General features: G+C 42.2%; 10 protein-coding genes. 2 read left to right on the top strand and 8 right to left on the bottom strand.

The genetic code is table 11. The annotated features are described in order from the left end of the window. Positions 1-384 precede the first annotated feature (384 nt). The 3 genes from ABZA00_RS13660 to ABZA00_RS13650 form a co-directional block, all read right to left on the bottom strand. Entirely contained in the window at positions 385-993 is a 609-nt protein-coding gene (locus ABZA00_RS13660) for a TIGR04211 family SH3 domain-containing protein (protein WP_372882712.1), read from the bottom strand. Between the two features lie 248 nt (positions 994-1,241). Next, positions 1,242-2,507 carry an inorganic phosphate transporter gene (locus ABZA00_RS13655; RefSeq protein WP_372882711.1) on the bottom strand — a complete coding sequence of 422 codons (1,266 nt, stop codon included), beginning with the start codon at positions 2,505-2,507 and terminating at the stop codon, positions 1,242-1,244. Between the two features lie 17 nt (positions 2,508-2,524). Beyond that, complete coding sequence (locus ABZA00_RS13650) at positions 2,525-3,205, bottom strand: TIGR00153 family protein (RefSeq protein WP_372882710.1); 681 nt, start codon at positions 3,203-3,205, stop codon at positions 2,525-2,527. 182 nt (positions 3,206-3,387) lie between these two features. Here ABZA00_RS13650 and ABZA00_RS13645 point away from each other — a divergent pair, with 182 nt between their 5' ends. Then, the gene (locus tag ABZA00_RS13645) at positions 3,388-4,902 is read left to right on the top strand and encodes a CYTH domain-containing protein (protein ID WP_372882709.1); all 1,515 of its coding nucleotides are present in this window, start codon (positions 3,388-3,390) and stop codon (positions 4,900-4,902) included. Positions 4,903-4,969: 67 nt separating this feature from the next. On the opposite strand, the gene ABZA00_RS13640 is transcribed toward ABZA00_RS13645, so the two are convergent. From ABZA00_RS13640 to ABZA00_RS13625, 4 genes are all read right to left on the bottom strand, one after another. Continuing rightward, positions 4,970-5,311 carry a hypothetical protein gene (locus tag ABZA00_RS13640; protein WP_372882708.1) on the bottom strand — a complete coding sequence of 114 codons (342 nt, stop codon included), beginning with the start codon at positions 5,309-5,311 and terminating at the stop codon, positions 4,970-4,972. Positions 5,312-5,313: 2 nt separating this feature from the next. Beyond that, positions 5,314-5,961, bottom strand: coding sequence for a hypothetical protein (locus tag ABZA00_RS13635; RefSeq protein ID WP_372882707.1), 648 nt, complete (start codon positions 5,959-5,961; stop codon positions 5,314-5,316). A gap of 80 nt (positions 5,962-6,041) precedes the next feature. Then, positions 6,042-6,725, bottom strand: a complete 684-nt coding sequence (locus ABZA00_RS13630) for a PspA/IM30 family protein (RefSeq protein ID WP_372882706.1) — start codon at positions 6,723-6,725, stop codon at positions 6,042-6,044. Positions 6,726-6,740: 15 nt separating this feature from the next. After that, positions 6,741-7,154, bottom strand: a complete 414-nt coding sequence (locus ABZA00_RS13625) for a YjfI family protein (RefSeq protein ID WP_372882705.1) — start codon at positions 7,152-7,154, stop codon at positions 6,741-6,743. Positions 7,155-7,644: 490 nt separating this feature from the next. On the opposite strand from ABZA00_RS13625, the gene glnE reads away from it, so the two are divergent. Beyond that, positions 7,645-10,491, top strand: coding sequence for a bifunctional [glutamate--ammonia ligase]-adenylyl-L-tyrosine phosphorylase/[glutamate--ammonia-ligase] adenylyltransferase (gene glnE / locus ABZA00_RS13620; RefSeq protein WP_372882704.1), 2,847 nt, complete (start codon positions 7,645-7,647; stop codon positions 10,489-10,491). A 364-nt stretch (positions 10,492-10,855) separates the two neighbouring features. On the opposite strand, the gene folD is transcribed toward glnE, so the two are convergent. After that, positions 10,856-11,716, bottom strand: coding sequence for a bifunctional methylenetetrahydrofolate dehydrogenase/methenyltetrahydrofolate cyclohydrolase FolD (gene folD / locus ABZA00_RS13615; RefSeq protein WP_372882703.1), 861 nt, complete (start codon positions 11,714-11,716; stop codon positions 10,856-10,858). Positions 11,717-12,045 lie beyond the last annotated feature (329 nt).

The raw sequence follows: 12,045 nt of genomic DNA, 5'->3' as shown, positions 1-12,045 counted from the left end.
TCTGTTTTACAAACTTGAAACAAATTTTTTGCTAAATCAATCGCAAGAATATTACAATTAAGCATGTATGGGCTCCTTGGTAAAAGTTTGGTTACTTATTACGCTACTCCCGAGGGAGGTGGGAGTCCATACATCTGTTGACCTTGCGCGTGCATTTCATGCAAGGCAGAGCCTATGCCGAGTGGCTACTCTGCATAAGCAGCCGATTACGCAGTAGCAAGGGGCTGCATACGCAGCCTTAAGGTTTCGCCTAAAAGTGTTTTACTCTTTGCTGCGGCGTATTTACTTAGAATGCCTGAGCAGGACACCTCGCGCCGCGGCTACAACGCTTTTATCTCGAACAAAAATTGACCACGGAATAGAAACAGGTTCAGGTCTATTCGATTACCAATTATTTCTATTTTTCTTACGGCGTGGTAAAAATGGGATCACTAAACCAATCAATAATCCAAAAAACAGCACACTGCCGCCATACAGCATCCACTCCATTTTCACACGCTCTTCTTTTGTATCCTGCAGCAGGTCAAGCTCCAGGTTGGCGGCCTCAAGTTCAGTGATAGTTTGCTGCAGTGTTTTTTTCTCACTAACCAGCGACGCGATCAAGTTATCTTTTTCTATAATAGATTGTGTTTTTTCGTCCAGTATTTGGCTGTTTTCCTGGGCAATATTCTGCAGCTTGTTTTGTGCTTCCTGCAACTGTTTTTGCACTGTTGGCAGCATGATTTTTGCCGGTAATGTCGTTTGCAGCTCGTTATCTTTTACCCAGCCGGTTTTTCCTGAAGCGGTTCTCACTTGAGAAAACTTCGTCTTAGCATCATATTTCAAAGTGGTGACCGTGCTGCCAACGTCGATTGTGCCGGTGATGCGATATTGCTGGCCTGGCCCTGAATGCATATAAATGAAGACATCATCACTAACATAGCGGATTTCTGCAGATGCGTTTAGGCAAAGCATCAGAGAGATAGCTGTAATAATATATCTGAATATTTTCAAAATAGGGTCCCATTAGTTAAAGTAAAAAAATGTTATAGCAACGATGCTTAATTAATTAGTCAAAAACTGCATAGGAAAAATGAATGCGAACAATGATCTTCCCGTTCAATTTGACCGACAAGGTTGAGCAGATATTAATACAGATTGATCTTGGCTTATTTTAAAAGCAAAAGTTAGCAAGGAAAAGCATTAGATATAAAAAAGAGAGCGTATGCTCTCTTTTTTACAATAACGTAACATTTTTTATTTTAACTGAATACCGCTTTCATCATATAGAAGAATATAATCGATAAACCCGCACCCACAGGCAGTGTAACCACCCATGATATAACGATATTACGCACAACGCTCAGGTTTAATGCCGCGATGCCACGCGCCATACCAACCCCTAATACTGCACCCACTAAGGTTTGTGTTGTTGAGATCGGTAAACCTGTTCCCGATGCTATCACCACGGTTGCTGCGGCAGCAAGTTCAGCAGCAAAACCCCGGCTGGGTGTCAGGTGTGTGATACCGGTGCCGATGGTCGCCATCACGCGTTTACCAAAAATAGCTAAGCCGAGCACTATACCAAATCCGCCCAGAGGTAATATCCACCACGCAAGGGTTGCTTTAGCTGCTATTTCGCCGTTATTTCCAACGATACTGACAACCGCAGCAAGCGGACCAATCGCATTCGCTACGTCATTTGAGCCATGAGCAAAAGCCATTGCACAAGCCGTCACTATCATTAATACGGCAAATATTTTTTCAACGTTGGCAAAATGCATTTTTTTATCGGCGCGCGGATCGATTTTAATGCGGTTGATAAATACTTTGCCAACAACAGCCACTGCGATACCGATAATAGTCGCCAGGATAAATGCTTCAGTGGTAGTAAAGTGCAAACCAACATGCTTCAGGCCTTTAGTGATGGTCACTAAAGAGAGCAGAAAGCCTGCCAGAAACATATAAAAGGGCACATAACGCTTGGCGTTATCAATCGGATCCTTGGTATTGAAGATTAATTTTTGCGAACTCATAAAGATCATGTAAGCAATAATACCTGATATCAGCGGGGTGATGATCCAGCTGCCGACAATACCTGTTACCTTACTCCAGGCAACACTATCAGCGCCGACACCGACTGCAGAGAAGCCCACGATCGCGCCTACAATAGAGTGCGTGGTAGAAACCGGCCAGCCAAAGTATGAAGCGATAACTAACCATAAACCAGCAGCCAATAGCGCCGCCGTCATACCAAAGACTAATAATTCCGGCTGATCAATATAGAAACTGGCATCAATAATACCTTTACGTATGGTTGATGTTACCTCTCCACCAGCTAAATAAGCGCCGGCAAACTCAAAAATCATGGCAACAATAATTGCCTGTTTGATTGTTAATGCTTTTGAACCTACAGAAGTTCCCATTGCGTTGGCGACATCATTTGCGCCGATACCCCAAGCCATCAAAAAACCGACAGCTGCGGCAAACATAACCAATATACTTCCGTATGTAGTTAAAATATCCATAATAATCCTATTGCGTGCTATGAACGAACAAGCATGAGTTCGAGTTGATCACCGATTGATTCAGAGTGATCGGCAAGACGGCCTACCCACTCTATAATTTGATAAAGAAACATTACATCGATTGGATTGTAATGCTGCTCAATAGCAAAAAGCTCACCACGAAGTTTAATTTGTAAAGAGTCCGTATCATCTTCAATAGACTCAATTTCAGAGAGCATTTTTGTCACGATATCAACTTCACGGCCTTTAAAGCCTGCCTCTAACAGCTCATCAAGCTCATTAATGGCTTTTTTAGCTTTCTGTACTGCATCTAAGCAACGTTCCAGATAGGTCATGAAATCTTCAGCTATCTCTTCAGGTATCTGCAGTTTTCGCCCGTAAACGCGGCCGGCAATATCTTTTGCGGTATTGGCTATTTTGTCCTGGCGGATAGCGAGTTCAATTAAATCGCCCCGCGCGATAGGCATAAATAAACCTTTCGGAAGTCTTAAATGGAGCTCGCGCTTTAATTCATCGGCATGTTTTTCACGCTGAGACAGCTCTTTTCTTACTTCTTCTGCTTTTATCCAATCTTGTTTACGGCTCGCTTCAAAAAACGGGATTAACAAGCCACTACAGGACGCAACTTTGTCAATGTGCGTCAGAATGGGTTTAATTGGAGATTTTGCGAAAACTCCAAGTATTGAATTAACTGGCATGGAAAATCCTATTATTAGGTATTTAAGTGTATGAACGTGTAAATTCAAAGCAATTTTGCGCGCATAGTAACCTTCTTTTACGCACATTTGTATATGAATTTAGTATAATCGGGTGATTATTACGATTTTATTACGATCTTTTTGATCAATAACATTTATTGTAGATGGATTTTTTATAAATTATGGAAACAGAAATAGAAATTAAATTTTTTTTTAACGCGCAATTCACCTCGGAATTGTACGAAAAAATTAATCTTCAGCATGTTATTTCTACCAAAAAACAATGCCTGAATAACGTTTATTTTGATACCGGTAAGCGTCTACTACGCAAAATGGATATGGGGCTGCGCGTCCGTAGTTGTGATAATAAATCGGTGCAGACAATTAAAACTGCCGGTCGGGTGATTGGTGGCCTGCATCAGCGCCCGGAATACAATGAACCTATTGAAGGTTTACGTCCGGAATTAGCGCGTTTTAAAAGTAAAATATGGCCTGCAGATTGTGATATCAAGCAACTCCAGGATCAATTGCTGCCTATTTTTCGTACCGACTTTAATCGTCAGACATGGCTGATTGAAATGCCTGGGGATACCCTGATAGAGGTGGCCTATGATAGTGGTTTTATTGAAACCAATATGGGCAAAAAAGATATTTGTGAGATTGAACTTGAACTGCTCAAGGGTGATGAGGAGCAGTTGTTTGTTCTCGGTAAAGATATTGCGACCTTACCTCAGGTAAGGCTGGGTAATGTCAGTAAAGCTCAACGCGGTTATATGCTGGCTGATGGCAGTACTTTTAACGTTAAACCGCTTATACCTTCTCCTTTAACAAAATCAATGTCAGTTGAGCAGGCGTTAATGACCAATCTGCAGCATGGTCTGCAGCATATTCAGTACCATGAATATTGTTACCTTGAAAGTTTTGATGATGCGGCTTTATATCAACTATTAACCGGGATTAAATTTTTACATCAGAATATTAAAACCTTTAAAAATGCCGTGCCGCGGCTGTTAACGGCAAACTGGCTTGACAGCCTGCATTGGCTCGCCCGTACTTTTTCCTGGTTTGATGAACGTTTCATCCAACAAAGTATTCTGGAAGACAGGGGGTTTTACATTCGTAAACTGCCGCAGCCCAAGTCACTAATCCAAAAACTGGAAAAACAGTTGAATGAACTGCCGGATCAACAAGCGATTCAGGAAATTCTCAGCTCCACCCGTTATTGTCAATTTGTCCTGGCACTGACCCAATGGTTGATTCAATTTGAGAAAAATATCTTTTTCAGCGAACAAACCAATAGTATCGAGCCTTTTGCAAAAGCGGTATTAGAGTCAGGGTGGCAAGAGTTAAAGCAGGTCGGCAGCAATAAGACCTTTTCAATTAAGCAGCTTTTGTCTTATCAGGGCTTATTAGAATCAAACTTGTTATTAGGGGCATGCGTTGATAACCTTTTTCCTGTGGAAAAGAGTGCGGCCTTTCATTCGCCCTGGTTGGATATCAGACGGGGAAATACCGAGTTGGCGATGGTTAATGTTATTGCCGAGCATGCCGAACTTGAGACGGATGAGGTTTTGCAAAATGAATATTTGAAATGGGTAAAGCGCAAACAGGACTCATTAGTGCGTGCTCTACAGCAATCAAAAAACCAGGCTATGAGCAAAGAGAATTACTGGCACAATAACGGTAATAACAGCTAATCAGTGTTGAGTTTGAGGCGCAGATAAACAGGCAGCTTGTACCCCGCTATAAGTGCTAATCCACTGGCTACTTGGATTTATGGTAGTCACTTTGCTGGGCAAAGCGGGTTAATTCTTCAATAACCGATTTTTTTATCTCTAATTGCTGATCGGCAGGTATATTGTAGCGTTCGCCCAATCTCTGATAATCCTCATCGCTTAAGCTGACCGTTAAACGCGGACGTTTGGGTTTTTTGTTTGTCGGTAGCTCTAACAGGTGACGAATTTGCTCGGAAGGGCTAATCCCTTTATCCAGCGCACTGCGACGAATACTGTATTGCAGCTGCATATCCATATCAAATGCAATTTGTACCGCTTTGGCCACATTGGCCGACTGCTGCCATTTTTTAGGTAACTCGCCTTTTACCATGGTTATGCTCCTTTAATCCATAACTCCGCAATTTCATTAGCCGGTCTAAAAAAAGACAGATAGACATCGGTATCGCCATTTTCGTAAATAAAAATATCAATACCGCGCTGCCCCTGGCTGCCCTCTAATGAATAATACTCAAATTCCCGGCCGTGTTTTTCATCAGCAAACTGTGGGGGAGTAGAAACACGATAATCTTCCTGATGGAAATACCCTGTGGTCATAAAATCCTGCTGAATATACTCTGGCGCCACCATATCCGCATAGTCGTGCTGCGAGGTAATAGGTTTTAAACGTGCACTACCGGGCGGTTCAAAAATTTCAGAAAAATCACCTAAATCAAATAAACTCTCAACCTCCTGACGGGTCAATAATAAACTGAATTTTACCAATCTCTGCGGGTTTTTAGGAAAACTGATATAAACAAGCTGCGCACCGCTACCCTGACCTACTACTTGAGCATAATGTTCATGCTTAAACTCAATAGTATTAATTTCGGTCACTTCAAGCTGCTGCTTACGCATCGCCTGCGGCAGTGCAAAACTATCACTAAAAGTGAAAATGTCGCCGATTTGCAGTTCATTGGGGTGACTTAGTTTGCGCGTTGTTACGGGTTGTTTTTTAGCAAATAGTGATTTAAAAAAACTCATTATTTTTTCCTGTTAAAAAGCAAAAAACAACCGGGTACCTTTTTACTGAGAGGCTACCCGGGTGCAGAGTTGGAGGGTATTTATTTGTTTTTTAAACGATCCAGAATTGATTGAGCACTTGATTGCTGCGCACCAATACCGGCTTCCTGAAGCTTGCTTTGCAATGATGTGTCACTGTTTTCCGCATCAAGTTGCTCTGCCGCTTTTAATTTATCATCGAACATTGCCTGTTTTTGTTTAATGCGCTCTAAAGAGTCTTTTGCACTTAACAGTTTTGAGTTACTGGCAACAAAATTATCAGTGATAGCTGAGGTTGCTTTCTGCACACTTTCTGTTGTTTTGACCATACTTAACTGGCGTTTATAATCGGTTAACTGACGCTCACTCTTTTTAATTAACTCTTTTAAACGATCCGCACTTTTTAAGTAGCTTTCATTAGCCTGCTGCTGCTCTGCTTCACTTTTTTCCAGCTCAGCTATTTTTTCTGCAACTTCAATGGCTAATGCTTCATTACCTTTGTTGAGTGCCTGCATGGCATAACCCTCATGCTCTTTTATGCTTGCCTGTACCTGCGCCAGTTCGCGTGCAGACTGCATCTGTTTGGCCATGACTTCAGTTAAATCACGTTTTGCAATGGTAATGTGTTTCTCTGAATCACGAATTTCCTGTTCAAAAATACGCGTGGAATTTGCGTCTACAATAGCTTCACCCGCTTCGCGCGCACCGCCACGTACAGCGGTAATAATTTTTTTAAATATACTCATCTTTAAATCTCCGAATTATTTTAAGTAGCTGCTCATTTCATTTATCACTTCAAGGCTGTTATCACTTAAGGTAACAATCTCTAATTCAATGTCATCAAGACTTGAGTTAATGGACAAAGCACCATTTAGTACATATTTATCTTCAACTTTGGCAAAGGAGGAAAGCGGCATCGGAATATTCATTTCCAGCATTGCTTCCATCATATTGTTTCTCAATTCTGGTTGCACCTCGTTTTCGCCCCACAGGTAAGCGATACAAAGAATCTGGTTATCACTAATTGAGATGAAGATAGGAATCTCTTCCCGTCCCACAACTTCAACTTGTAAAACATCAATGTCACCATTAATGGGTGTACAGTCAAAATTAAAGCCAGTTTCACTCTTATCATCAAGCTGATTAAGGTGGGTCGCAATTTGGTGAATATTCATAATGCTCCTTAATAGGGGGTGACATTTAATGTCCGTTTGCCAGTTAATTTAGGTTGCTTGTCATTATATGTCAAGCGATTCGGGATTTATTTATAGAATATATTTTTATCTGTGCCTCTTTTAGCATCTTATTTTTCGAGCAACAAGTTGCTATGCTACTGAAAAATTTACCCATTATTGCTTGTTTAGTTGTTTTTTTTCAACAGCAAAGCTGTTGATTCAGCTGCTTTTGCTGTAATACCAATTGGATTAATTAAATGATCAGATAATTAGTCTGATTGGTATAACAGGAGAATTTAACTTTACGCTTCACAGAATGCGTTGCATCTTTAAGTAGTTTGGGTATATCAGTGAAGTTTTTCGCACAACGGTTTAGCGGGTTACTATCTTTACTGAATAGAAGACATTTATTCGTGAGATTTTTCACATAATCGTTAATTTAGTTGTAATCTTTAGTATTAATTATTGTTTCTCTTTACAGGTGAGATCTATGTCCTTATTAAACGATGCCGCACTGCGCCATTTTCACCATCTCAACGAGCGGCTGGAGTTGGCATTCCTTAAGCCGTCAGAGAAGGCTGAGTTGCTAAAGGTTCTGGGATTAAGCGACTTTATTGCCGACTCCTTAATCAAACAGCCGGCATTATTAAAGGATTTACTGGACAGTAACTTACTCAATTCAACGCAGCGTAAAGCAGAAATTTCCAATGAGTTAAGGAAAGTACTCTCCGCAGTTAGCGATGAAGTGACATTATATAAAGTACTGCGCTTGTTCCGCCGTAAACATATGGTGGTGATCGCCTGGCGGGAGTTGCTCGGTAAAGCCAGCCTGGCGGAAAGTCTTGAGCATACCTCATACCTGGCTGATGAATTAATTTTAAAAAGCATGTGCTGGTTGTATAACAAACAATGCACCGAGCAGGGCACCCCGATCAATCAGGCAGGCGTAAGACAATCTATGTTTATCTTTGCGATGGGTAAACTGGGCGGTCGGGAGTTAAATTTCTCATCTGATATTGATCTGATTTTCGCTTACCCTGAACGTGGCGAAACCCAGGGCGGGCGGCGGCCTATTGATAATCAGACATTTTTTATCAAACTCGGCCAGCGTCTTATTGCCGCATTACATCAAATTACCAGTGACGGCTTTGTCTACCGAGTTGATATGCGTTTACGTCCATTTGGCGAATCCGGTCCTCTGGTAACGACTTTTGCATCCGTCGAAGATTATTATCAAAGTCACGGTCGAGACTGGGAGCGCTATGCTATGGTTAAAGCGCGGGTGATTGGTGAGGAGGGAGATTACAAAAAGGCGCTTGAACTATTATTAAAACCTTTTGTTTATCGCCGTTATATCGATTTCAGCGCCATTGAGTCACTGCGTCAAATGAAAGCGATGATCAGTGCCGAGGTACGCCGTAAAGGGCTTAAAGATAATATTAAGCTTGGTAAAGGGGGAATTCGCGAGGTTGAATTTGTCGCGCAGGCCTTTCAATTAATTCGTGGCGGCCGTAGACCTGAACTGCAGTGTAAAGGGTTGCAGGAAACCTTAAAAGTGTTGACGAAGATGGGGGAGTTACCTCCGGAGCGTGTGCAAAACCTGCTTGATTCATATCAGTTTTTACGCCGTGTAGAAAATATTCTGCAGCAGATAGGTGATAAACAAACCCAGACTCTACCTGTTAACGAGCTTGATAAATGTCGCTTAATTACGGTGATGGGCTATCCGACATGGCCGGATTTTTATCAAGAATTACAGCAGATTATGGCTAATATTCACAATGAATTCAGCTGGGTTGTGGGCGAAGATGATAAACAGGAGGCACAGGAAAAAACCGATCAGGCTTTATCTGAACTGTGGACTCTGCAGTTAAGTCAGCAGGAGGTAATCAAACTGTTATCTGGAAAGGGACTGGATGAGCCACTTGCAGGTGAATTGGCCAGTGCATTAGTTGTTTTCAAGGAAGATCTGAAAAAACGCCCGATTGGGACGCGCGGACAAACTACCCTGGATAAATTGATGCCGCAAATGATTGCGCTAATTTGCCATTATGGTCACCCCGTTGAGTTACTTCATCGTCTCAAAGAGTTGTTATTGGCGATCCTCAGCCGCACTGCTTATTTAGAATTATTAAATGAAAATAACGGTGCATTAAAACAGCTTTTAAAGTTATGCAATAGCAGTCCGAGAGTCGCTGCGCAACTGGCCCGCTATCCTATTTTACTGGATGAGCTATTGGATCCCCAGCAGCTTTATCAACCAACCAAATTGTGTGATTACAAAACTGAGTTACAGCAGTTTATGCTGCGTATTCCTGAAGAGGATATGGAGCAGCAGATGGATGCATTGCGTCAGTTTAAACAAATCCAATTTCTTTATATTGCTGCCGCGGATATTGAAGGCTCGATTAAGTTACCCGAGGTCAGTGATCACCTGACTTATTTAAGTGAAGCTATACTCGATTATGTGGTGCAAATCGCCTGGCTGCAACTGGTTGAAAAATTTGGTTTACCGAGCAATGTTGCCGATTCCGAACGTAAAGGTTTTGCGGTGATTGGTTACGGTAAAATGGGAGGTATCGAGTTAGGTTATGACTCTGACCTGGATCTGGTCTTTTTGCACGACACAAATATCCGGGGAGAAACAAACGGAGTGCGTAAAATAGATAATCAGCTTTTTTATTTTCGTCTCGCACAACGTATTATTCATATCTTTAATGCACGCACCAACTCCGGAATTCTGTATGAGGTAGATATGCGCCTGCGCCCGTCGGGTGATTCCGGCGTTTTGGTGTCAAGTGTGGCAAGTTACAAAAAATATTTACAGAATGATGCCTGGACATGGGAGCATCAGGCATTGGTACGTGCCAGAGCGGTTTTTTTTGATGAGCAGATTTTAGCTGAATTTAATGAAGCAAGGGAAAGCGCGTTAATACAAGCTCGAAATAATACTTGCCTGGCAACCGATGTTATGGAGATGCGCAGTAAAATGCGCAGGCACTTGAATAGGGCCAAAGAGGGGGAGTTTGATTTAAAACACTCGCCGGGTGGCATGGTTGATATCGAATTTATTGCCCAATATCTGGTCTTGGCGCATGCCTGCCGCTGTGATCGGGAGTTGTGTAAATGGTCCGATAATTTACGTATTTTTGAAACCTGCCGGCGGTTGGGGTTATTAACCGCGGAAGAAGAAAAAGCGTTAATCGGGGCCTATTGTGCATTACGTGATGAAGCGCATCGATTAAGTTTGAATAAAAAAGAGCGCATTATCAGTGCCGAACAATTTATTTTGGAAAGGGATAATATTATCGCGATATGGAACAAATTTCTGGGCTGAATAGGCCGTTTTTTGGTCAGCAGTCTGGTGTTTGTATAACTTATTGAAATTTATGTGTAAAAGCTGTGCGGATAGTTGATTTTTCGTAAACTTTCATAGCCGATTTGTGAAAGGTATTTCACACCAAACTTATTAAGTTTGTGATCAAATATTACCGAGAAAAAATAAATCAATTCAAGGTGGAGGTTGCAGTAAGTTGTTGTTTCCTTTGTAAAATTTCTAACGCAGAAGTGGTTCATTTTAGCCTGTAGGATTTATCAGGTAGTTAGTGGAATTGGTATAAGTAAGACCAAGTAATAAAAGCTGCAGATTTGAAGCTTTTGTTACTTGGTGTGGTGCCGCTTATGTTTCGGGATGAGTGAAATCACTTCATATTGTCGTACTGTTCGCAAGCGAACATTGTATTTTCTATAAGGGTGGCAACTGTCATCGGACCGACGCCACCGGGCACTGGCGTAATAAAGCTAGCTCTTTCTTTTGCAACGTCAAATTCGACATCGCCAGCGAGCTTACCTGACGCCAGTCGATTGATGCCGACATCGATCACAACTGCGCCTTCTTTGATCCACTCTCCCGGGATAAAACCGGGTTTACCAACGGCAACGACCAGTATATCCGCCTGACCTATAAATGCCTGCAGATCCTTGGTGAATCGGTGACAGGTAGTCGTGGTACAACCCGCTAGTAGCAATTCCAAAGTCATTGGGCGGCCGACTATATTCGATGCGCCAACGATGACAGCGTTTTTGCCCAGTAGCTTAATATTATAACGCTCCAGCAGCGTCATCACTCCCTTTGGTGTGCAGGCGCGAAGTTTGGGTATACGCTGGCATAGACGACCAACATTATGCGGATGAAAGCCATCGACATCTTTTTCCGGTAAGATCCGTTCCAGTACTTTAGTTGTATCAATACCTGCCGGTAAAGGGAGTTGTACCAGAATACCGTTTATTTCATGGTCCAGGTTAAGCTTGTCTATCAGGTCAAGTAACTCTTCTTCTGTTGTTGTCTCCGCCAGGTCAAATGATTTAGATAGAAACCCGACTTCATCACAAGCTTTACGCTTGTTCTGTACATAAACCTGAGAGGCAGGATCATGCCCGACTAAAACAACAGCCAGTCCCGGTACGGGTAGGCCCGCATCAGAGCGAGATTTGACCCGTGCAGCTACCTCTGAACGAACGGTTTTTGAAATAAGTTTTCCATCAATATGCTTTGCTGTCATAGTTATCCCTTTGCTATATGGTAATCTCGTATTTAAACATTTACATTACGGTCAGGTACACGCTGGATGGATCGAGACACCTTTTTTAGTTACTTTTCCACCGCCAGAGCGAAAACTGCAACACCGGCGATAGCGGCGAGCTGAAAGTACCGTACAATTTATAGGTGACCACTTAGAGCAGCGCTTTGCCGTGTCTATTTTTAACAAAAACAGCAAAAAGCGCCGTTCACCTTGTATTGGTTTAACGGAAAATAACCGTCTTGTTACCATATAAGAAAGTACGACTCTCAGTGTGTAGTTTTACCGCTTTTGCCAATGCAACGGTTTCG

It is taken from the genome of Psychromonas sp. (assembly GCF_041586535.1).
GTDB lineage: Bacteria > Pseudomonadota > Gammaproteobacteria > Enterobacterales > Psychromonadaceae > Psychromonas.
The sequence above is the reverse complement of the archived record's forward strand: the minus strand, read 5'-3'. Positions and strand labels throughout refer to the sequence as shown.

What these genes read in the sequence shown, in the direction of transcription:
- ABZA00_RS13655 (WP_372882711.1), bottom strand. Translation starts at nt 2,507, where the DNA reads ATGGATATTTTAACTACATACGGAAGTATATTGGTTATGTTTGCCGCA.
- ABZA00_RS13650 (WP_372882710.1), bottom strand. Translation starts at nt 3,205, where the DNA reads ATGCCAGTTAATTCAATACTTGGAGTTTTCGCAAAATCTCCAATTAAA.
- ABZA00_RS13645 (WP_372882709.1), top strand. Translation starts at nt 3,388, where the DNA reads ATGGAAACAGAAATAGAAATTAAATTTTTTTTTAACGCGCAATTCACC.
- ABZA00_RS13640 (WP_372882708.1), bottom strand. Translation starts at nt 5,311, where the DNA reads ATGGTAAAAGGCGAGTTACCTAAAAAATGGCAGCAGTCGGCCAATGTG.
- ABZA00_RS13635 (WP_372882707.1), bottom strand. Translation starts at nt 5,961, where the DNA reads ATGAGTTTTTTTAAATCACTATTTGCTAAAAAACAACCCGTAACAACG.
- ABZA00_RS13630 (WP_372882706.1), bottom strand. Translation starts at nt 6,725, where the DNA reads ATGAGTATATTTAAAAAAATTATTACCGCTGTACGTGGCGGTGCGCGC.
- ABZA00_RS13625 (WP_372882705.1), bottom strand. Translation starts at nt 7,154, where the DNA reads ATGAATATTCACCAAATTGCGACCCACCTTAATCAGCTTGATGATAAG.
- glnE (WP_372882704.1), top strand. Translation starts at nt 7,645, where the DNA reads ATGTCCTTATTAAACGATGCCGCACTGCGCCATTTTCACCATCTCAAC.
- folD (WP_372882703.1), bottom strand. Translation starts at nt 11,716, where the DNA reads ATGACAGCAAAGCATATTGATGGAAAACTTATTTCAAAAACCGTTCGT.